The 18,830-nt window shown below is 70.4% G+C and carries 22 protein-coding genes, 4 tRNA genes and 1 pseudogene; 9 read left to right on the top strand and 18 right to left on the bottom strand.

Annotation, left to right across the window (positions count from 1 at the left end):
* Nucleotides 1-291 precede the first annotated feature (291 nt).
* The 6 genes from GR130_RS02265 to GR130_RS02240 form a co-directional block, all read right to left on the bottom strand.
* Nucleotides 292-1,101 (bottom strand): hypothetical protein, encoded by an 810-nt coding sequence (locus tag GR130_RS02265; RefSeq protein ID WP_159503150.1) that lies wholly within the window; start codon nucleotides 1,099-1,101, stop codon nucleotides 292-294.
* A 215-nt stretch (nucleotides 1,102-1,316) separates the two neighbouring features.
* On the bottom strand, nucleotides 1,317-2,033 hold the full coding sequence (rplA, locus tag GR130_RS02260) for a 50S ribosomal protein L1 (RefSeq protein WP_159503149.1): 717 nt from the start codon (nucleotides 2,031-2,033) through the stop codon (nucleotides 1,317-1,319).
* Nucleotides 2,034-2,116: 83 nt separating this feature from the next.
* Nucleotides 2,117-2,551, bottom strand: a complete 435-nt coding sequence (gene rplK, locus GR130_RS02255; protein ID WP_016571043.1) for a 50S ribosomal protein L11 — start codon at nucleotides 2,549-2,551, stop codon at nucleotides 2,117-2,119.
* A gap of 166 nt (nucleotides 2,552-2,717) precedes the next feature.
* Nucleotides 2,718-3,593: a transcription termination/antitermination protein NusG gene (gene nusG / locus GR130_RS02250; RefSeq protein WP_159503148.1), complete on the bottom strand. Its 876-nt coding sequence runs from the start codon at nucleotides 3,591-3,593 to the stop codon at nucleotides 2,718-2,720.
* Nucleotides 3,594-3,667: 74 nt separating this feature from the next.
* Nucleotides 3,668-3,964 (bottom strand): preprotein translocase subunit SecE, encoded by a 297-nt coding sequence (secE, locus tag GR130_RS02245; protein ID WP_159503147.1) that lies wholly within the window; start codon nucleotides 3,962-3,964, stop codon nucleotides 3,668-3,670.
* Between the two features lie 108 nt (nucleotides 3,965-4,072).
* Nucleotides 4,073-4,145 (bottom strand) — tRNA-Trp (locus tag GR130_RS02240).
* Between the two features lie 183 nt (nucleotides 4,146-4,328).
* On the opposite strand from GR130_RS02240, the gene GR130_RS02235 reads away from it, so the two are divergent.
* A complete protein-coding gene (locus tag GR130_RS02235; RefSeq protein ID WP_159503146.1) occupies nucleotides 4,329-5,588 on the top strand; it encodes a pyridoxal phosphate-dependent aminotransferase in 1,260 nt (419 codons plus the stop codon).
* Nucleotides 5,589-5,708: 120 nt separating this feature from the next.
* Entirely contained in the window at nucleotides 5,709-6,788 is a 1,080-nt protein-coding gene (locus tag GR130_RS02230; RefSeq protein ID WP_159503145.1) for an adenosine deaminase, read from the top strand.
* On the opposite strand, the gene GR130_RS02225 is transcribed toward GR130_RS02230, so the two are convergent.
* From GR130_RS02225 to GR130_RS02200, 6 genes are all read right to left on the bottom strand, one after another.
* Entirely contained in the window at nucleotides 6,778-7,854 is a 1,077-nt protein-coding gene (locus GR130_RS02225) for a UDP-N-acetylmuramate dehydrogenase (RefSeq protein WP_159509667.1), read from the bottom strand. The two genes, GR130_RS02230 and GR130_RS02225, sit on opposite strands and share 11 nt — an antisense overlap.
* 61 nt (nucleotides 7,855-7,915) lie before the next feature.
* Nucleotides 7,916-8,350, bottom strand: coding sequence for a MaoC family dehydratase (locus GR130_RS02220; RefSeq protein ID WP_159503144.1), 435 nt, complete (start codon nucleotides 8,348-8,350; stop codon nucleotides 7,916-7,918).
* A 1-nt stretch (nucleotide 8,351) separates the two neighbouring features.
* Complete coding sequence (locus GR130_RS02215; RefSeq protein ID WP_159503143.1) at nucleotides 8,352-8,804, bottom strand: MaoC family dehydratase N-terminal domain-containing protein; 453 nt, start codon at nucleotides 8,802-8,804, stop codon at nucleotides 8,352-8,354.
* Nucleotides 8,805-8,887: 83 nt separating this feature from the next.
* The gene (gene rpmG / locus GR130_RS02210) at nucleotides 8,888-9,052 is read right to left on the bottom strand and encodes a 50S ribosomal protein L33 (protein WP_006604855.1); all 165 of its coding nucleotides are present in this window, start codon (nucleotides 9,050-9,052) and stop codon (nucleotides 8,888-8,890) included.
* Nucleotides 9,053-9,141: 89 nt separating this feature from the next.
* Nucleotides 9,142-9,214, bottom strand: a tRNA-Met gene (locus tag GR130_RS02205).
* Nucleotides 9,215-9,261: 47 nt separating this feature from the next.
* Nucleotides 9,262-9,334: transfer RNA gene (locus tag GR130_RS02200), tRNA-Thr, on the bottom strand.
* A 181-nt stretch (nucleotides 9,335-9,515) separates the two neighbouring features.
* Here GR130_RS02200 and GR130_RS02195 point away from each other — a divergent pair.
* Complete coding sequence (locus GR130_RS02195) at nucleotides 9,516-10,790, top strand: amidohydrolase family protein (RefSeq protein WP_159503142.1); 1,275 nt, start codon at nucleotides 9,516-9,518, stop codon at nucleotides 10,788-10,790.
* A gap of 89 nt (nucleotides 10,791-10,879) precedes the next feature.
* Nucleotides 10,880-11,542, top strand: a complete 663-nt coding sequence (locus tag GR130_RS02190) for an NAD(P)H-binding protein (RefSeq protein WP_159503141.1) — start codon at nucleotides 10,880-10,882, stop codon at nucleotides 11,540-11,542.
* A 52-nt stretch (nucleotides 11,543-11,594) separates the two neighbouring features.
* Here the strand turns inward: GR130_RS02190 and GR130_RS02185 are convergent, their stop codons facing one another.
* A complete protein-coding gene (locus GR130_RS02185) occupies nucleotides 11,595-12,569 on the bottom strand; it encodes a quinone oxidoreductase family protein (RefSeq protein WP_159503140.1) in 975 nt (324 codons plus the stop codon).
* A gap of 196 nt (nucleotides 12,570-12,765) precedes the next feature.
* Between GR130_RS02185 and GR130_RS02180 the strand changes: the two genes are divergently transcribed.
* The gene (locus GR130_RS02180) at nucleotides 12,766-13,395 is read left to right on the top strand and encodes a TetR/AcrR family transcriptional regulator (protein ID WP_159503139.1); all 630 of its coding nucleotides are present in this window, start codon (nucleotides 12,766-12,768) and stop codon (nucleotides 13,393-13,395) included.
* A gap of 105 nt (nucleotides 13,396-13,500) precedes the next feature.
* Here GR130_RS02180 and GR130_RS02175 read toward each other — a convergent pair.
* Nucleotides 13,501-13,582: transfer RNA gene (locus tag GR130_RS02175), tRNA-Tyr, on the bottom strand.
* Between the two features lie 189 nt (nucleotides 13,583-13,771).
* Between GR130_RS02175 and GR130_RS02170 the strand changes: the two genes are divergently transcribed.
* The 3 genes from GR130_RS02170 to GR130_RS02160 all read left to right on the top strand — a co-directional run bounded on the left by GR130_RS02170 (nucleotide 13,772) and on the right by GR130_RS02160 (nucleotide 15,707).
* Entirely contained in the window at nucleotides 13,772-14,260 is a 489-nt protein-coding gene (locus tag GR130_RS02170) for a YajQ family cyclic di-GMP-binding protein (protein WP_159503138.1), read from the top strand.
* A 147-nt stretch (nucleotides 14,261-14,407) separates the two neighbouring features.
* Nucleotides 14,408-15,181, top strand: coding sequence for a hypothetical protein (locus GR130_RS02165; RefSeq protein WP_159503137.1), 774 nt, complete (start codon nucleotides 14,408-14,410; stop codon nucleotides 15,179-15,181).
* 199 nt (nucleotides 15,182-15,380) lie between these two features.
* Nucleotides 15,381-15,707 carry a hypothetical protein gene (locus GR130_RS02160; RefSeq protein ID WP_236572701.1) on the top strand — a complete coding sequence of 109 codons (327 nt, stop codon included), beginning with the start codon at nucleotides 15,381-15,383 and terminating at the stop codon, nucleotides 15,705-15,707.
* Nucleotides 15,708-15,808: 101 nt separating this feature from the next.
* Here GR130_RS02160 and GR130_RS02155 read toward each other — a convergent pair.
* Nucleotides 15,809-16,099 (bottom strand): annotated as a pseudogene (locus GR130_RS02155) (YccF domain-containing protein); the annotation flags it as partial.
* Between the two features lie 329 nt (nucleotides 16,100-16,428).
* Nucleotides 16,429-16,650, bottom strand: a complete 222-nt coding sequence (locus tag GR130_RS02150; RefSeq protein ID WP_159503136.1) for a hypothetical protein — start codon at nucleotides 16,648-16,650, stop codon at nucleotides 16,429-16,431.
* A 327-nt stretch (nucleotides 16,651-16,977) separates the two neighbouring features.
* On the opposite strand from GR130_RS02150, the gene GR130_RS02145 reads away from it, so the two are divergent.
* Nucleotides 16,978-17,325, top strand: a complete 348-nt coding sequence (locus tag GR130_RS02145) for a hypothetical protein (RefSeq protein WP_159503135.1) — start codon at nucleotides 16,978-16,980, stop codon at nucleotides 17,323-17,325.
* 101 nt (nucleotides 17,326-17,426) lie between these two features.
* Here the strand turns inward: GR130_RS02145 and GR130_RS02140 are convergent, their stop codons facing one another.
* Nucleotides 17,427-17,819 carry a YccF domain-containing protein gene (locus GR130_RS02140; RefSeq protein WP_201304779.1) on the bottom strand — a complete coding sequence of 131 codons (393 nt, stop codon included), beginning with the start codon at nucleotides 17,817-17,819 and terminating at the stop codon, nucleotides 17,427-17,429.
* 116 nt (nucleotides 17,820-17,935) lie between these two features.
* Nucleotides 17,936-18,802 carry a zinc metalloprotease HtpX gene (htpX, locus tag GR130_RS02135; protein WP_159503134.1) on the bottom strand — a complete coding sequence of 289 codons (867 nt, stop codon included), beginning with the start codon at nucleotides 18,800-18,802 and terminating at the stop codon, nucleotides 17,936-17,938.
* Nucleotides 18,803-18,830: the final 28 nt, after the last annotated feature.

Below are 18,830 nucleotides of genomic sequence, written 5' to 3'. Positions count from 1 at the left end.
TCGGCCTCCTTCCGGGTGATGAGGACCGCGCAGAAGGGGCTGGGCAAAACAAACGCCCCGGCGCAGGCGCACGGGGCGATACTCAACCAGGCTCACACCCGGGAGATCTTCCTCATTCACCTGCGCAGGCCGTCCGCAGCTAGCGGATCCTTCGGCCGCCACACGTCCCATACCGGACGCGCAGAGACAACCAGCGGTCTTTGGCTTCCGGGACACCGTACGGGACGGGCCTGCGCACAGGCAAATCGGCTGCGGTGGGGCGTCACGGACGCCCCACCGCGGACTCCCTCGTCAGGCGCCCGGCGCCGTCGTGGTGTCGCTCGCCGGCGGCGGCGTCACCGACACCTTGGTGCCGTAGTCCGAGTAGAAGACCGTCGAGTCCGACGCCCCCTGCTTGCCATCCATCTGCTCACGCTTCTTCACGAGCAGGTTGTCCGGGCCGATCCACAGGTCGATGGTCTCCTTCGTCGCACCGGCCTGCTGCAGCTGCGCCTGCAGCGTCTTCATGTCGGCCTCGCTGAGGCTCTTGCCCTGCAGCTTGACCATCTCGGCCACGTCGACCGTGCCGGTGTAGTGGGTCGCCTGCACGCCGCGGACGTCCTCCTTGCCGGCCTGCTGGACCTTGCCGGAGGCGATGAGCAGGTTCACCGACTTGACCGGGTCGTTGTTCTGCATCATGTCCTTCATCAACGCCCCGGTCGGGCTCTTCTTGGCCATGGCGTCGTAGTCGGACTTGATCCAGTTCTTGCCGCCCAGGGGCATGCCCATGTTGATGTACATCGACTGCGGCGTGTAGATCGCCTTCATGGGCTTGCCGGCCAGGGGACCGCCGGTCGTGGTGATGTCCACGGTCATGTTCATGCCGTTGGACCAGTCCATCGCGCCCTTCATCGTGCGCGTGGACGGACCGACCTTCTGCGTGCCGTCGATCTTCGCGGACTTCTTGCCGCTCGTCTGCTGCGAGGCCGTCTTCAGCGAGGCCAGGGCGGCGTCGAGCGGAGACTTCGAACCAGCCGCGTCACTGCCCCCGCCGCTGCTGCTGCCCCCGCCGGTGCCGTTGTTGGTGCCGCCCTTGTTACAGGCGGTCAGACCGGCCAGCATGACAACTCCCGCCGCCACGGCGGCGGCTATACGCGTGCTACGCACTTGAGGCTCCCCCTTTGATTCCTTAATGGACCTCGCAGGGGACTGTAGTGCAGGCCACCAACAGGGCTTCCGGCAGGTGCTGTTATGAACGCGTCAGGCCCCGCTCTCCGTACGGAAAGCGGGGCCTGACGGTGTGCGTCACACGCGATGAGGCGCGTCGATCAGGGAGATCAGACGGCCTCGTCCTCGACGAGGAGGTTGCGGGTGCGGTTGGGGTCGACCGGAACGCCGGGGCCCATCGTGGTGGTGATGACCGTCTTCTTGATGTAACGGCCCTTGGCGGCGGACGGCTTGAGGCGGGTGATCTCCTCAAGCGCGGCGGCGTAGTTCTCCACCAGCTTGGTCTCGTCGAAGGAGACCTTGCCGATGATGAAGTGGAGGTTCGCGTGCTTGTCCACGCGGAACTCGATCTTGCCGCCCTTGATGTCGGTGACAGCCTTGGCGACGTCCGGGGTGACGGTGCCGGTCTTCGGGTTCGGCATCAGACCACGGGGACCGAGCACGCGGCCGAGGCGGCCGACCTTGCCCATGAGGTCCGGGGTGGCGACGACGGCGTCGAAGTCCAGACGGCCCTTGGAGACCTCGTCGATCAGTTCGTCCGAGCCGACGATGTCGGCGCCGGCGGCTTCCGCTGCCGCAGCACGGTCACCGGTCGCGAAGACCAGGACCCGGGCGGTCTTACCGGTGCCGTGCGGGAGGTTCACGGTGCCACGGACCATCTGGTCGGCCTTGCGCGGGTCGACGCCCAGACGCATGGCAACCTCGACGGTCGCGTCGAACTTGACGGACGTGGTGTCCTTGGCGAGACGGACGGCCTCGAGCGGGGCGTACAGACGCTCCCGGTCGATCTTCGCGTCCGCGTTGCGAAGAGTCTTGCTGCGCTTCACTTCTGCTCCTGATGCAGTGGGGTGGAGTCGTGGTACGGACCAGCGCCTGGTCCTGCCACGTGTGTGCCTTGAAGGGCTGGGGTTCAGCCCTCGACCGTGATGCCCATGGAACGGGCGGTGCCGGCGATGATCTTCGACGCGGCGTCCAGGTCGTTGGCGTTCAGGTCGGGCATCTTGGTGGTGGCGATCTCGCGGACCTGCGCCTCGGTGATCTTGGCGACCTTGGTCTTGTGCGGCTCGCCGGAGCCCTTCTCCACGCCCGCGGCCTTCAGGATGAGCTTCGCGGCCGGCGGGGTCTTGGTGACGAAGGTGAAGGAACGGTCTTCGTAGACCGTGATCTCCACCGGCACGACCATGCCACGCTGCGACTCGGTCGCGGCGTTGTAGGCCTTGCAGAACTCCATGATGTTGACGCCGTGCTGGCCCAGCGCGGGGCCGACCGGCGGGGCCGGGTTCGCGGCACCGGCCTGGATCTGGAGCTTGATAAGCCCCGTGACCTTCTTCTTCTTGGGAGGCATGCTCTCTCCGGGTCCTAGTGAGAGGTGGTTCGCCCCGCAATCCGGTCATCCGGATGGAGGCATACCGCACAACGATAACGGGTATCCTCGCGCGGCCAAAAACCGAGCAGGTCAGACCGGCGGTGTACCGGTCTGACCTGGGCGGTGGCTGGTGCTCCGGAAGAACCTAGTTCTTCTGGATCTGGTCGAAGCTCAGCTCGACCGGGGTCTCGCGGCCGAAGATCTCGACCAGGCCCTTGACCTTCTTCGAGTCGGCGTTGATCTCGTTGATCGTCGCCTGAAGCGTGGCGAACGGGCCGTCGGTGACGGTGACCGAGTCGCCCACCTCGAAGTCCAGGACCTGGACCTCGACCTTGCGGGACGGCGCCGGCTTGCCCTCGGCCGCGGCGGCCTCCTTGGCGGCCTTCTCCTCGGCCTCCAGGGCGAGCATCTTGACGATCTCGTCCAGGGTCAGCGGGTACGGGTCGTAGGCGTTGCCGACGAAGCCGGTGACGCCCGGCGTGTTGCGGACCACGCCCCAGGACTCGTTCGTCAGGTCCATGCGCACCAGCACATAGCCCGGGAGCTTGTTCTGGCGGACCGTGCGGCGGTCGCCGTTCTTGATCTGGACGACCTCTTCCTGCGGCACCTCGGCCTGGAAGATGTAGTCCTCGACGTTCAGCGAGACGGCACGCTGTTCGAGGTTGGTCTTCACGCGGTTCTCGTAGCCCGCGTAGGTGTGGATGACGTACCACTCACCGGGGAGGCCGCGGAGTTCGTCGCGAAGGGCGGCCACCGGGTCGACCGGCTCCTGCTCCTCGGCGGCCTCGTCCTCGACGGCCTCGGCGAGGGCCTCGTCCTCGTCCTCGACGTGCACCGCGGCTTCCTCGGCGGGCTCGCCGGCTGCGGCTTCCTCGGCGTCGAGTTCCTCGACGACGTCGGCGCCCTCGACGATCTCGCGCTCGGTGTCGTCGCCCTCGACCTCGGCCGAGGCAGCCGCGTCAACGTCGGCCGCTGCCGTCTCGGCGGATTCGGCGGCGTCGTTCAGGTTCGGGTCAGACACGGTGGCTGCTTCTTCCTGGCTTCAAGGGGTTGAACATGCGAAATAGGCGCCCGCGCAGGCGCCCCTCCGCGGGATCAGCCGAAGACGTACCCGACGACTCGGTTGATTCCCAAGTCAATCACGGTTACGAGACCGATGATGATGACAACGAAGACGATCACCACACTGGTGTACGTCGACAACTGGCTGCGCGTGGGCCAGACGACCTTACGGAGTTCCGCGATGACCTGGCGGTAAAAGAGCGCGAGCCGCGCGAAGGGGCCCTTCTTGCCGCGCTTGCCTCCGCGGCGGGGCTTCTTCTGGGATTCCGTGGCGTCGTCCTCGGAACGACCACGCTCAGGCATGTCGATGGAGCCCAGGGCGTCCGTCACTCGTCCTCACCTGAATCCGGGTCGTGGCCGTGCCGCGCCCGGTTGAGCCGCACGGCGGTGCATTTCATACGTACGCGTGCACGCACTTTGGTGACGAAGTGCGTGTAGCAGGGCCGGAGGGACTTGAACCCCCAACCGCTGGTTTTGGAGACCAGTGCTCTACCAATTGAGCTACGACCCTTTGTGGTTCCCCCAACCTACCGCATGCGGCCGACTGCACTAAGTTCGTGCGCCGCAGCGACCTGTCGGGAGCCAACGGTCAGCGAGTGTACGTGCTTCAGAGCCGGGCGTCGAACAGAAACGTCCCGGGTGGCGCCCGCAAACCCAGGTTCCGGGCCGGAGAGCGGTCTGCGACGATGCCTGTATGAGCGCTGCCACTCCTTCCGTACCGTCCCCCGCCGACCGCCGGGTCTCCGCCCGCGTCGGTTCGATCTCCGAGTCCGCCACCCTCGCCGTCGACGCCAAGGCCAAGGCCCTCAAGGCCGCCGGGCGCCCGGTGATCGGCTTCGGCGCCGGTGAGCCCGACTTCCCCACGCCCGACTACATCGTCGAGGCGGCCGTCGAGGCATGCCGCACCCCGAAGTACCACCGCTACACCCCGGCCGGCGGCCTCCCCGAGCTGAAGTCCGCGATCGTGGCGAAGACGCTGCGCGACTCCGGCTACGAGATCGAGGCCGCGAACGTCCTGGTGACGAACGGTGGCAAGCAGGCCATCTACGAGGCGTTCGCCGCCATCCTGGACCCGGGCGACGAGGTCATCGTGCCGGCGCCGTACTGGACCACCTACCCCGAGTCGATCCGGCTCGCGGGCGGTGTGCCGGTCGACGTGGTCGCCGACGAGACCACCGGCTACCGCGTGACGGTCGAGCAGCTGGAGGCGGCCCGCACCGAGCGCACCAAGGTCCTGCTGTTCGTCTCGCCGTCGAACCCGACCGGCGCGGTCTACCCCCGCGAGCAGGTCGAGGCGGTCGGCCGCTGGGCCGCCGAGCACGGCCTGTGGGTGCTGACCGACGAGATCTACGAGCACCTGGTCTACGGCGACGCGGCCGCGCGCGCCGGCGCCGAAGGACTCAGCTCGTCGCTGCCGGTGGTCGTGCCGGAGCTGCGCGACAAGTGCATCGTCGTCAACGGCGTCGCGAAGACGTACGCGATGACCGGCTGGCGGGTGGGCTGGGCGATCGGCCCGAAGGACGTCATCAAGGCCGCCACGAACCTCCAGTCGCACGCCACCTCCAACGTCTCCAACGTGGCGCAGGCGGCGGCCATCGCGGCCGTCAGCAGCGACCTCACGGCCGTCGAGGAGATGAAGGTGGCCTTCGACCGGCGCCGCAGGACGATCGTGCGGATGCTCAACGAGATCGACGGTGTGCTGTGCCCGGAGCCGGAGGGCGCGTTCTACGCGTACCCGTCGGTGAAGGGCCTGCTGGGCAGGGAGATCCGCGGCAGGCGCCCGCAGTCCAGCGTCGAGCTGGCCGAGCTGATCCTGGAGGAGGCGGAGGTCGCCGTCGTCCCGGGCGAAGCCTTCGGCACCCCCGGCTACCTGCGGCTCTCGTACGCGCTGGGCGACGAGGACCTGGTCGAGGGCGTCTCCCGGATCCAGAAGCTGCTGGCGGAGGCGAAGTAGCGCCCGCGCGCGGGTGATTGCGGGGCCGGAGCGCGTTCCGGCCCCGCACGCTTTTCCGGTGGTGCCTTCGTTCGCGGCGGGGCCTATGCCTGCGGCGCGAGGGTGCGGCAGTATCGCCAGATGAAGCGTGTTCGTGATCTGCGTCAACTGCCGAAGGCCCACCTGCACCTGCACTTCACCGGCTCGATGCGGCCGGCGACCCTGCTCGATCTCGCCGACAAGTACGGCGTCCACCTGCCCGACGCGCTCAGGGGCGGTGAGCCGCCCCGGCTGAGGGCCACGGACGAGCGCGGCTGGTTCCGCTTCCAGCGGCTCTACGACATCGCGCGGTCGTGCCTGCGGTCCCCCGAGGACATCCAGCGGCTGGTGCGCGAGGCCGCCGAGGAGGACGTCCGGGACGGGTCGCACTGGCTGGAGATCCAGGTCGACCCGACCTCGTACGCCCCGCGGCTGGGCGGGCTGATCCCCGCGCTGGAGATCATCCTGGACGCGGTGCGGCGCGCCTCCCGCGACACCGGGCTGGGCATCCGCGTGCTGGTCGCCGCGAACCGCATGAAGCACCCCCTGGACGCCCGCACGCTGGCCCGGCTCGCGGTGCGCTACGCCGACCGCGGCGTGGTCGGCTTCGGGCTGTCCAACGACGAACGCCGGGGTTTCGCCCGGGACTTCGACCGGGCCTTCGCCATCGCCCGGGACGGCGGTCTGCTGGCGGCCCCGCACGGCGGCGAGCTGTCGGGGCCGGCGAGCGTACGGGACTGCCTGGACGATCTGCACGCCGGGCGGATCGGGCACGGCGTACGGGCCGCGGAGGATCCCGTGCTGCTGCGGCGGCTGGCCGCGCGCGGGGTGACCTGCGAGGTGTGCCCGGCGTCGAACGTGGCGCTGGGCGTCTACGAGAAGCCGGAGGACGTACCGCTGCGGACGTTCTACGAGGCGGGGGTGCCGATGGCGCTGGGCGCGGACGATCCGCTGCTGTTCGGCGCGCGGCTGGCCGCGCAGTACGAGATCGCCCGCGGTGCGCACGGCTTCACGGACGCCGAGCTGGCCGAGCTGGCCCGGCAGTCCGTACGCGCCTCCCGCGCCCCCCAGGACGTCCGGCAGCGGCTCCTGGCGGACATCGACGCCTGGCTGGCCGCCCCGCCGCCGCAGGAGCCCCCGGGCCCGTCCGCGCAGGCCCGCCCCGGCTGCTCTACAGGCTGACGCCGACCGTCACCGGTTCGTTGACGAGGGTGACGCCGAAGGCGGCCCGGACGCCGTCGCGGACCTCGCGGGCCAGGGCGAGCAGGTCCTCGGTGGTGGCCTCGCCGCGGTTGGTGAGGGCGAGGGTGTGCTTGGTGGAGATCCGGGCGGGGCCGCTGCCGTAGCCCTTGGTGAAGCCGGCCCGGTCGATGAGCCAGGCCGCGGAGGTCTTCACCCGGCCGTCGCCGTCGGGGAAGGCGGGCGGCGCGGCGTCCGGGCCGAGGCGGTCCCCGACGCGCCGGAGGAAGGCGGCGTGCTCGGCCTCGGTGAGGATCGGGTTGGTGAAGAAGGAGCCGGCCGACCAGGTGTCGTGGTCCGCGGGGTCCAGCACCATGCCCTTGCCGGCGCGGAGCGCCAGGACGGTCTCACGGGCGGCCGCGGCCGGGACCCGGTCTCCGGGCGCGACGCCGAGGGCGCGGGCCGTCTCGGCGTACTTCAGCGGCGCGGAGAGGCCGCCCGCGTCCTCCAGGGCGAAGCGCACCCGCAGGACGACGAACCGGTCGGGGTGCTGCTTGAAGCGGCTGTGGCGGTATGAGAAGGCGCACGCGTCGTTGGTGAGCGTGACCGTCTCGCGGGCGCGGCGGTCGTAGGCGACGACCTCGGTGATGGTGGCGGAGACGTCCTGGCCGTAGGCGCCGACGTTCTGGATCGGGGTGGCGCCGGCCGAGCCGGGGATGCCGGCCAGGCACTCCACGCCCGCGAGTCCGGCCTCGACGGTGTGCGCGACGGCGTCGGACCAGTTCTCGCCCGCGGCGAGTTCCAGGGCCGTGCCGTCCAGCCGGAAGCCGCGGGTGGCGATGTGCAGGGCGGTGCCGTCGAAGCCCTTGTCGCCGATGACGAGGTTGCTGCCGCCACCGATGACCAGCAGCGGGGTGCCGGTGTCGTCGGCCGCGCGGACGGCGGCGATGACCTCCTCGTCCGTGGTGGCCGTGACGAGGCGGGTCGCCGGTCCGCCGAGCCGGAAGGTGGTCAGCGGGGCGAGGGGGGCGTTGTCTACTACGGTCGCGACGTGTCGTTCCTGTTCCAGCACGCCCCCCAGGGTACGGGGGCGGTCCGGCGGGGCCGGCCGGCCCCGCCTCGCGGCCGCCTCAGGCGAGGCGGACCACGGCGCGGGACATGCCCAGCACCTTCTGGCCCGCGCTCGTCGCGAGGAGGTCGACGCGGACCGTGCGGGCGTCGTCGTCCAGCTTGGCGGCGACCTTGGCGCTGACCTCGATCAGCGCGCCGTTCTCGTCGTTCGGGACGACGACGGGCTTGGTGAAGCGCACGCCGTACTCGGCGACCGCGCCGGGGTCGCCGACCCAGTCGGTGACCACCCGGATCGCCGAGGCCATGGTGAACATGCCGTGGGCGATGACGTCCGGGAGGCCGACCTCCTTGGCGAACTTCTCGTTCCAGTGGATCGGGTTGAAGTCACCGGAGGCGCCGGCGTACCGGACGAGCGTGGCGCGGCTCACGGGGAAGGACTGCGCCGGGAGTTCGGTGCCGACCTCGACGTCGTCGTAGGAAATCTTCGCGGTCATCTCACGCCTCCTCAGCGCGCCGGGCGACGAGTTTGGTGAAGGCGGTCACCACGTGCTCGCCCGCCTCGTCGTGCACCTCGCCGCGGATGTCGACGATGTCGTTGCCGGCCATGGTCTTGACGGCCTCGATGGTGGAGGTGACGGTCAGCCGGTCCCCGGCGCGCACCGGCCGGTTGTAGGCGAACTTCTGGTCACCGTGCACCACCCGGCTGTAATCCAGCCCCAGTTGCGGGTCCTCCACGACCTGACCCGCGGCCTTGAACGTGATGGCGAACACAAAGGTCGGCGGCGCGATCACATCGGGGTGGCCGAGCGCCTTGGCTGCCTCGGTGTCCGTGTAAGCGGGGTTGCCGTCACCGATCGCCTCGGTGAATTCGCGGATCTTTTCCCGGCCGACCTCGTACGGGTCGGTGGGCGGGTACGTGCGTCCGACAAAAGACTGGTCGAGCGCCATGGGCTCGCAACCTCCCTGTACTGATGGTGATAACGCCGTGAGGCCGCCCCCAGATCGGGGACGGCCTCACGGACGAGCCTGTGTTATCGCGTCTCGCGGTGCGCGGTGTGCGAGTTGCAACGAGGGCAGTGCTTCTTCATCTCAAGACGGTCCGGGTCGTTACGCCGGTTCTTCTTGGTGATGTAGTTCCGCTCCTTGCACTCCACGCAGGCCAGCGTGATCTTCGGGCGGACGTCGGTGGCAGCCACGTGAGTGCTCCTTGACGGACGGATGGTCGAATAGAACGCATAGAAGAGTAGCCGATCGGAGGACCGACCCCACAATCGGCTACTGTCAGTAGCGGTGACCGGACTTGAACCGGTGACACAGCGATTATGAGCCGCTTGCTCTACCGACTGAGCTACACCGCTGTGATGCGAGAGTTCCCCGTCCGAGGACGGGGTCCCCCACACATCAGAGCCCCAATACGGAATCGAACCGTAGACCTTCTCCTTACCATGGAGACGCTCTGCCGACTGAGCTATTGGGGCGAGCGATGAAGACATTACACGGCCCGCCGCCAAACGTGAAATCCGTATCCGGTTCGCACCCCAACGGCCCCGCGCACCACACCGGTACGACTATTTCGCGCCTGCGCGAAGCTCTCCGGGCAGGCGCCTAGGCTCGGTGGAACGCTGCGTGATCTTGCACGCCGTGCCTTCGAGGAGCGCGATGTCCGACAGCAGTTCACCGCAGCCCCAGCCCCAACCGCAGCCGGGAAAGTCCGGAGGCGCCGGCCGGTACGCCAGGTCGGAATCCGGCGCTCTCGTACTGTGCGGGGCCCGGCTCGCCGACGGCCGCACCGTGGACGTACGGCTGGGCGGCGGGCGCATCGAGGCGGTGGGCACGGCCGGCAGCCTCGCCCCGCAGGGCGCCCGGGTGGACCTCGCCGGCTATCTGCTGCTCCCGGCCCCCGCCGAGCCGCACGCGCACTGCGACACGGCCCTGACGGCCGACTCCGACGGCCCCGCCTCCGACTCCGCCGAGGACGTCCAGCGCCGTACGACCGAGGCGGCGCTGCTCCAGCTCGGGCACGGGGCGACCGCCTCCCGGAGCCACGTCCGGGTCGGCGACGTCCAGGGGCTGCGGTCGCTGGAGGCGGTGCTCCAGGCCCGCAGGTCGCTGCGCGGGCTGGCGGACCTGGCGGCGGTGGCGGTGCCGCGGGTGCTGACCGGGGTGGCCGGCGCGGACGGGCTGGCGATGCTGCACGACGCCGTGAAGATGGGCGCCACGGTCATCGGGGGCTGCCCGGACCTCGATCCCGATCCGGCCGGGTACGTCGAGACGGTCCTGGAGGTGGCCGGCGAGCACGGCTGCCCGGTGGACCTGCACACCGACGGGGACGATCCGGCGCGGCTGGCGCGGTTCGCGGCGATGTCCGGCGGGCTGCGGCCGGGGGTGGCCATCGGGCCGTGCGCCGGGATGGCGCGGATGCCGCGGAGTGTGGCGGCCCGGGTCGCGGAGCAGCTGGCCGCCGCGGACGTCGCGGTGGTGTGCCTGCCGCAGGGCGACTGCACGGGTCTGGAGCGGTTCGGCTCGCGGGTGTCGCGGCCGGCGCCCGTACGGCTGCTGCGGGCGGCCGGTGTGCGGGTGGCGGCGGGCAGCGGGGCGCTGCGGGACGTGGCGAACCCGGTGGGGCGCGGGGACCCGCTGGAGGCCGCGTATCTGCTGGCGTCCCTCGGGGAGGCCACGCCGGAGGCCGCGTACGAGACGGTGAGCGCGGCCGCGCGGGCGACGCTGGGGCTGCCGGAGGTGCGGGTGGAGGCGGGCTTTCCGGCGGAGCTGCTGGCGGTGCGCGGGGAGCGGATCGCCGGGGTGCTCTCGCTGGCGTACAGCCGGATCGTGGTGCACCGGGGGCGGGTTGTGGCCCGGACCAGCGCGGTGCGCGAGTACTGCGACTCGGCGGTGGACGTGGCGCTGGAGCTGCCCCGGCAGTCGCAGCGCTGAGGGCCGGGCGGGGCGACGGCCGGACGGGCTCGGCGCCGCACCGGCCGGTCCGGCGGTGCGGCGGGGCGGTTCGGCGTACGGTCGGCTTCATGCGCATTGTCATCGCAGGTGGACATGGTCAGATCGCGCTGCGGCTGGAGCGGTTGCTGCATGCGCGCGGGGACGAGGTCGCCGGGATCGTCCGGCGGCCGGAACAGGCCGGCGACTTGCTGGCCGCGGGTGCCGAACCGGTCGTCTGCGACCTGGAGTCGGCGTCGGTGGGCGATGTCGCCCGGCATCTGGAGGGAGCGGACGCGGCGGTCTTCGCGGCGGGCGCCGGGCCGGGCAGCGGCGCCGAACGCAAGGACAGCGTGGACCGGGGCGCCGCGGCGCTCTTCGCGGACGCGGCCGAGGCGGCCGGGGTACGGCGCTTCGTGGTCGTCTCGTCGATGGGCGCGGACCGCGAGCCCCCGGAGGGCACCGACCCGGTCTTCGCGGCGTACCTGCGGGCGAAGGGCGCCGCGGACGCGGACGTACGGGCCCGCGCCGGGCTGGACTGGACGATCCTGCGGCCCGGCCGCCTCACCGACGACCCCGGTACGGGCCAGGTGACGCTGGCCGACGCGACCGGGCGCGGGCCGGTGTCGCGGGACGACGTGGCGGCCGTGCTGGTGGCGCTGCTGGACGAACCGGGCACGAGCGGGCGGACGTTGGAGCTGATCGACGGGGACGTGCCGGCGGTCGAGGCGGTGCGGAACGTGGCGGCGCACTGAGCGTGAACTCCCCATGGGCCCCGGTGCGTTGACGTCGCGCGCCGGGGCCGCCCTACGGGAGGACGAGGATCCGGCCGAGGTGGGTCCGCTCCTCGAAGAGCCGGTGCACGGCGGGCGCCTCGGTGAGCGGGAAGGTGGCGTGCACGGCGGTGCGCAGCCGCCCGGCGGACGCGTGGCCGGCCAGTTCGGTCATCTCCGCGCGGGCCCGTTCGGGGGCCGCCGCGCGCCAGGCGAGCAGCGAGAACCCGGCCACCGTCTTCAGGCCGAACAGCCCGGTCACCGGGACGTCGAGCAGTTCGCCCGCGGCGACTCCGTAGACGACGGCGCGGCCGAACGGCGCGAGGACGTCCAGGCTCCGCCGCAGGACCTCGCCGCCGACGGAGTCCAGGACGACGTCGACGCCCCTCGGCGCGGCGGCGCGGACCCGGTCGGGCCAGTCGGCGGCCGAGTAGTCGACGGCGACGTCGGCGCCCAGGGAGCGGACGAAGTCGGCCTTGGCCGGTGAGCCGACGGTGGCGATGACGGTGCCGGCGCCGAGGAGCCCGGCGAGCTGGACCGCGAGATGGCCGATGCCGCCGGCGGCGGAGTGGATCAGGACGGTCTCCCCCTCGGCGAGGCGGCCGGTGCGCAGCGCCCGCAGGGCGACCGGGGCGCCCATGGGCAGCATGCTGGCCATACCGGGGTCGAGTCCGGCGGGCACCGGGGCGAGCCACTGCGCGTCGGCGACGGCGTGGTCGGCGAACGCGTCCTCGGTCAGCGCCGCGACCCGCTGCCCGACCCGCCCCGGGTCGCCTCCGGGGCCGACGGCTTCGACGGTGCCGACCACATCGCCGGTGACCTTGCCGGGCAGCGGGCGCCGGAAGACGGACAGGGCGGCCGGGCCGCGCCGCATCTGGGTGTCCACGTAGTTGGCCCCGATCGCCTCGGTCCTGATGAGCACCTCGCCGGGGCCCGGGGCGGGGATGTCGGCCTCCTCGACCGTCAGGACGTCGGGGTCGCCGTACTCGTAGTAGCGGACGCGTCGCATACCGGGTCTCCTCAGGGGTCACTGGGGCACAACGAAGCCCGGACCGGCGACTTAACTGGACCACCGGTCAGGTTGCCTCGAACGTAGCTCTTACCTGACCGTCGGTCCAGTTATCTCGGCGACATCCTGCGAAATGATGGGGCGTGGAGTGGCGCCGCCCGCAGCGGCGCGGAGCGAGTGAGGACCCGAGGATCCGATGACACAAGGCCGTCCCGAACGCGCCGACGCGGTACGCAACCGGCGCGCCATCCTGCTGGCGACCGAGGAGCTGCTTGCTCACCACCGCCCCGAGAAGATCTCGATGGAGCAGGTCGCGGCGGCGGCCGGCGTCGGCAAGGGGACGGTGTTCCACCGCTTCGGCAACCGCATGGGGCTGATGCGGGCCCTGATGGAGGAACGGGCCCACACACTGCGCGAGGCGGTCACCGACGGCCCGCCCCCGCTGGGCCCGGGCACCTGCCCACGCGAGCGGCTGCTGGCCTTCCTGGACGCCACCGTCGACGTCATCGCCCGCAACAAGGGCCTGCTGGCCGCCCTCGGCCATGCCGTGACGACCTCCCAGCAGCCCCCGGACGAGCGACCCGGCACCCACCCCGTCCACGCGTTCTGGCACGCCCACATCAGCACGCTGATCGCCGCCCAGCGCCCCGACCTGGACGCCGACCTGCTGGCCCACCTCCTCCTCGGCGGCCTGCAGAGCGACGCGGTGCTGCGCCTGCTGGAGCGGGGCGAGAGCGCCCGCCTGGCGGCCTCGCTGCGCACCCTGGTGACCGCCACGCTCGACGCCCCGCCGGCCGCGGACACGGAAGCCCGCACGGGGGCGTGACGCGCCGCGGGTGACACGGGGGTGCCGCGTCGGGACACACGAAATCGGGACACACGAAAGGGGCCCTGAATCGTATTCCTACGATTCAGGGCCCCTTCACACCTGTGGCGGCGCCAGGATTCGAACCTGGGAAGGCGAAGCCGGCAGATTTACAGTCTGCTCCCTTTGGCCGCTCGGGCACACCGCCAGGGTTTGCCGCCGGGAGTTTCGCTGTGGGGCGATGCTCCGTGGCAACGACGTAAACCATACCCGATGGCTGGGGGTGCTTCGCCACTCGATTGCGGAGCGCTGGATCTTGGCCGGGTGGCTAGGCTTGGCAGGCGGTCCGGGAAGGACCGCGCCTCTGATGGATCTACGTACGAGGAGCCAACTCAACATGGCCGACTCCAGTTTCGACATCGTCTCGAAGGTCGAGCGGCAGGAGGTCGACAACGCCCTCAACCAGGCCGCCAAGGAGATCTCGCAGCGCTACGACTTCAAGGGCGTGGACGCGTCGATCGCGTGGTCGGGCGAGAAGATCGAAATGCGCGCCAACGCCGAGGAGCGGGTGAAGGCCGTACTGGACATCTTCCAGTCCAAGCTGGTCAAGCGCGGGATCTCGCTGAAGGCCCTGGACGCCGGCGAGCCGCAGGCGTCGGGCAAGGAGTACAAGATCGTCGCCTCGATCGAGGAGGGGATCTCGCAGGAGAACGCGAAGAAGGTCGCCAAGATCATCCGCGACGAGGGCCCGAAGGGCGTCAAGGCGCAGGTGCAGGGCGACGAGCTGCGGGTCAGCTCCAAGAGCCGCGACGACCTCCAGTCGGTGCAGCAGCTGCTGAAGGGCAAGGACCTGGACTTCGCGATTCAGTTTGTGAACTACCGCTGAGAACCCCGGATTCGGGGTACCTTGCGCGGTTGAGCGGATGGGGCGGTGCGACACGGGGGCGCACCGCCCCACCGGCATTTCGGGCCGCGGCCGGGGCGCACCGGTCCGCCTTGACCTCAACATTGGTTGAGATTGCAGGGTGAGGGCATGACCTCTTCGCCTTCCACCCCCTCGCCTTCCACCTCTTCCCTGTCTCCCGCCTCCCCTTCCCCCTTTTCGCCTTCTTCCGGCGGCTTTCGTGCCGACGTCTTTCCGGAGATACGGCGGGCGGATGCCGGTGCCGTACTGATCGGCGAATGGGACGCGGGGAACCCCGAGGGACAGCGGGCCGTGCTGGACGGCGTCGCGCGGGCCTGGGAGGAAACGCCGCTGCCGTACGGGTTCCTCTCGCAGGTGCTGTTCGCCGGGACGGACGGGCGCAGTGTGCTCAACTACGGCCAGTGGGTGAGCGGTTCGGCGCACCAGGAGTTCGTGCGCACCGAGGGCACCGGGCTCGCGGATCGGATCGCGGCCGTGCTGGACCGCGTCGGGAACGTCGGTGGTTACGGGCCCGGCCGGTTCCGGCTCCACGGCAGCCTGCTCCTGCCGGAAGGCGAGGCGCCGGCACCGGGCTGCGTCGTACGGGTCGCGTTCCGCACGGCGGGGCACGAGCCCGCCCGGCGGCTCGTGGACGGGCTGCTGGAGATGTTCGGCGGGCGGCAGAGCGGGGACGGCGGGATCGCCTCGCACTTCCACATCAGCGAGGACGGCACCCGGGTCGTGAACTACAGCGAGTGGACCGACGCGCGGTCCCACGAGCGGGTGGTCGGTACCCAGTTGCAGGACGGCGGGGTGGTGAAGCGCTTCATCGCGGGCGTGGCGGGCGTCGAGACGCTCGGATTCCGCCGGTACACGGCTCCTCGCGGGCTGGTACGCGCCTGAGGCGGCATCAGGCGGTGAACGGCTGATCCGGGGCGCGATTTCACGGCCGAGCGGCAGCAGGGTGTCATCTCCGGGCGTCATCACCACGACGGAGTAGCACAGCGTGATCATGGCGTTACTGCTTCGTTAGCGCGGTGATCCCGGCTCAGGACCGGGACCAGGACAGGAAGGACGTTCCGTCGTGGGTAAGACAATGCGTGTGGTCGCGGGCACCCTCGGGACCGGTGCCCTGCTGCTGTCGGCGGCAGGCACGGCCAGCGCCGGAGGCCAGGGTGGCGAGTACTTCGATCAGCACATTCACTGCGCGCCGTCATTCAGCTTCAGCCTGCTGCCGTCCCTCACGCCCGGGGACGGTTGCCGCACGAACATCTTCATCGACAACCAGAAGAGGATCGCCAGCATCGTCCAGAACGCCGGGGGCAGCATTTCCGGCACCGTCGTGACGGACCCGATCGGCCGGGGCGGCCGGGGCTTCCTGGGCGGACGGGGTGCCCTGGGCGGCGGAGGTGGCCGAGGCGGCCGCTGACACCACCACCGCACCCCGGAGCGCGTTGCTCCGGGGTGCGGCGTCATGCATGGCGTATCCGCGCGTCGCGTTTGGCGCGTTGCGTTTCAGCGGCTTGCGTTTCAGCGCGTCGCGAAGGGCTGGTCGGTGGGGACGATCTCGCGGCCGAGCGGCAGCAGGGAGATCGGGATCATCTTGAAGTTGGCGATGCCGAACGGGATCCCGATGATCGTCACGCGCAGCGCGATACCGGTGACTATATGGCCCAGGGCCAGCCACCAGCCCGCGAAGACGATCCAGATGATGTTGCCGATCACCGAACCCGCACCGGCATCCCGCCGCTCCACGGTGGTGCGGCGGGATGGCCAGAGCGCGCAGCCGGCGATACGGAACGACGCGACGCCGAACGGGATCGCTCACCGAGGGGCGGCTTCGACCATCGAAGCCGATCCGGTTCCGGCTAGCCATCTCCCCAGGCGTTGCGGCCGGGCCCGGGGCTCGGGGGTAGAGCCGCGGTAGTAGGAGGTCCGGCGGTGGCCTCGTCGAAGTCCGGGGTCCGGAAGGGATCGGTCGTCGGACGTGGCAAGGCCGTCGTGATGTGCGGGAGCACCGTTTCGGGTGCGGAGAACAGCGAAGTCGCGTCGATGAGTCGTCTTCTCTCGGTTGCGGGCGTGGTGGCAGCGTGCGGAAATCGGTTCCGGCCGGAGGCTCATCCGCAGGCGCCCCGACCACCGCAAGGCTCTCAGAGCTTGGTCAACTTGCCGTACGGACTGGCGATCCGCACCGTTAGCGATCCGAAGTCGACGAGTACCGCGATGTCAGCCTCGGTACCGATGACGCGGCCGAGGCCGTGCTCATCGTGGGTGACCCGGTCACCCATCGCGAACTCCTTGAGAGGCGGCGTGGCCGGGGGCTTGAAGGGGCTTGACGGTAGATGGCGCCGGGTTACGGCTGGCTTTGTCATTAGCGCCAGTATGCGCCTGGTGGGCGATCAGGCACACCACACGAGCGCTGTCACCACCCATGCCTTTCCATGAAAAGCCGGCTCAGGACGCGACGTCCCCCGGAGTCCCAGCTGGTCAGGGCAGGCGCTCGGGACACCCGCCCCTCCTGTTCAGCGAGTCGCGAAAGGCCGGTCCGTAGGCACGATCTCGCGGCCGAGCGGCAGCAGAGGATCACCTCCAGGCGCCGTCACCACGACGGAGTAGCGCAGCGTGATCGCGGCGTTACTGCATCGTTAGCGCGGTGATCCCGGCGCAGACCGGGACCAGGACAGGAAGGACGTTCCGTCGTGGGTAAGACATTGCGTGTGGTCGCGGGCACCCTCGGGACCGGTGCGCTGCTGCTGTCGGCGGCAGGCACGGCCGACGCCGGGGGCCGGGGTGGCGAGTACTTCGGTCAGCACATTCACTGCGCGCCGTCATCCAGCTTTTTGAGCCTGCTGCCGACCCTCACACCCGGAGGCGGTTGCCGCACGAACATCCTCATCGACAACCAGAAGAACATCGCCAGCATCGCCCAGAACGCCGGGGGCAGCATTTCCGGCACCGTCGTGACGGACCCGATCGGCCGGGGCGGCCGGGGCTTCCTGGGCGGACGGGGTGCCCTGGGCGGCGGAGGCGGCCGAGGCGGCCGCTGACACCACCACCGCACCCCGGAGCGCGTTGCTCCGGGGTGCGGCGTCATGCATGGGGCATCTGCGCGTCGCGTTCGGCGCGTTGCGTTTCAGCGGCTTGCGTTTCAGCGCGTCGCGAAGGGCTGGTCGGTGGGGACGATCTCGCGGCCGAGCGGCAGCAGGGAGATCGGGATCATCTTGAAGTTGGCGATGCCGAACGGGATCCCGATGATCGTCACGCACAGCGCGATACCGGTGACTATATGGCCCAGGGCCAGCCACCAGCCCGCGAAGACGATCCAGATGATGTTGCCGATCACCGAACCCGCACCGGCATCCCGCCGCTCCACGGTGGTGCGGCCGAACGGCCAGAGCGCGTAGCCGGCGATACGGAACGACGCGATGCCGAACGGGATCGTGATGATCAGGATGCAGCAGACGATTCCGGCGAGTACGTAGCCGAGCGCCATCCAGAAGCCGCAGAGGATCAGCCAGAGAATGTTGAGGATGAACTTCATGATCGGCAGCCTTCCACGGGCACGGCGAGTGTTTCCGCCGTGCTAGACGCGCCGGACCGTGCGAAACGTTGCTTCAATCTTGCGCGGAGGCGGGCGGCGGCGCCAGCGGCCGGGGTTCAGGGGCGGTGGTGGCCGGCCATCTGTTCCAGGCGGGTGATGCGGTCGTGCATCGGGGGGTGGGTGGAGAAGAGGCGGGAGAGGCCCTCGCCGGGGCGGAAGGGATTGGCGATCATCATGTGACTGGCGGTCTCCAGGCGGGGCTCGGGCGGGAGCGGGAGTTGCTGGGTGCCCGTTTCGAGCTTGCGCAGGGCGGAGGCCAGGGCGAGCGGGTCGCCGGTGAGCTGGGCGCCTGAAGCGTCGGCCTGGTATTCGCGGGAGCGGCTGACGGCGAGCTGGATCAGGGAGGCCGCGACCGGGCCGAGGATCATGATCAGCAGCATGCCGACGATGCCGGGGCCCTCGTCGTCGTCCGAGCGTCCCACGGGGATCAGCCAGGCGAAGTTGACCAGGAACATCACGACGGAGGCCAGGGCGCCCGCGACGGAGGAGATGAGGATGTCGCGGTTGTAGACGTGGCTGAGCTCATGGCCGATGACGCCGCGCAGTTCGCGTTCGTCGAGGAGCTGGAGGATGCCGTCGGTGCAGCAGACCGCGGCGTTGCGGGGGTTGCGGCCGGTGGCGAAGGCGTTGGGCGCCTGGGTCGGGGAGATGTACAGCCGCGGCATGGGCTGGCGGGCGGTCGTCGAGAGCTCCCGCACCATGCGGTAGAGCTGTGGTGCCTCGAACTCGCTGACCGGGCGGGCGCGCATGGCGCGCAGCGCGAGCTTGTCGCTGTTCCAGTACGCGTAGGCGTTGGTGCCCACGGCTACGAGGACGGCGACGATCAGGCCCGTACGGCCGAAAAGGCTGCCGATGACGATGATGAGTGCGGACAGTCCCCCGAGGAGTACGGCGGTCCTGAGCCCGTTGTGCCGGCGGTGCACGGTACGCCCTCCAAGTGGTGCGGCAGGG

Origin of the sequence: Streptomyces sp. GS7 (genome assembly GCF_009834125.1) — a bacterium.
Lineage (GTDB): Bacteria > Actinomycetota > Actinomycetes > Streptomycetales > Streptomycetaceae > Streptomyces.
This window is presented reverse-complemented; position numbering and strand designations above follow the sequence as displayed.

Bases quoted from the DNA above. Each gene is read 5' to 3' on its own strand.
- GR130_RS02140 (WP_201304779.1), bottom strand. From the start codon at position 17,819: ATGAAGTTCATCCTCAACATTCTCTGGCTGATCCTCTGCGGCTTCTGG.
- GR130_RS02180 (WP_159503139.1), top strand. From the start codon at position 12,766: ATGACACAAGGCCGTCCCGAACGCGCCGACGCGGTACGCAACCGGCGC.
- GR130_RS02220 (WP_159503144.1), bottom strand. From the start codon at position 8,350: ATGACCGCGAAGATTTCCTACGACGACGTCGAGGTCGGCACCGAACTC.
- GR130_RS02165 (WP_159503137.1), top strand. From the start codon at position 14,408: ATGACCTCTTCGCCTTCCACCCCCTCGCCTTCCACCTCTTCCCTGTCT.
- GR130_RS02170 (WP_159503138.1), top strand. From the start codon at position 13,772: ATGGCCGACTCCAGTTTCGACATCGTCTCGAAGGTCGAGCGGCAGGAG.
- GR130_RS02150 (WP_159503136.1), bottom strand. From the start codon at position 16,650: ATGACAAAGCCAGCCGTAACCCGGCGCCATCTACCGTCAAGCCCCTTC.
- GR130_RS02185 (WP_159503140.1), bottom strand. From the start codon at position 12,569: ATGCGACGCGTCCGCTACTACGAGTACGGCGACCCCGACGTCCTGACG.
- GR130_RS02190 (WP_159503141.1), top strand. From the start codon at position 10,880: ATGCGCATTGTCATCGCAGGTGGACATGGTCAGATCGCGCTGCGGCTG.
- GR130_RS02235 (WP_159503146.1), top strand. From the start codon at position 4,329: ATGAGCGCTGCCACTCCTTCCGTACCGTCCCCCGCCGACCGCCGGGTC.
- GR130_RS02215 (WP_159503143.1), bottom strand. From the start codon at position 8,804: ATGGCGCTCGACCAGTCTTTTGTCGGACGCACGTACCCGCCCACCGAC.
- GR130_RS02230 (WP_159503145.1), top strand. From the start codon at position 5,709: ATGAAGCGTGTTCGTGATCTGCGTCAACTGCCGAAGGCCCACCTGCAC.
- rplK (WP_016571043.1), bottom strand. From the start codon at position 2,551: ATGCCTCCCAAGAAGAAGAAGGTCACGGGGCTTATCAAGCTCCAGATC.
- GR130_RS02265 (WP_159503150.1), bottom strand. From the start codon at position 1,101: ATGCTGGCCGGTCTGACCGCCTGTAACAAGGGCGGCACCAACAACGGC.
- GR130_RS02195 (WP_159503142.1), top strand. From the start codon at position 9,516: ATGTCCGACAGCAGTTCACCGCAGCCCCAGCCCCAACCGCAGCCGGGA.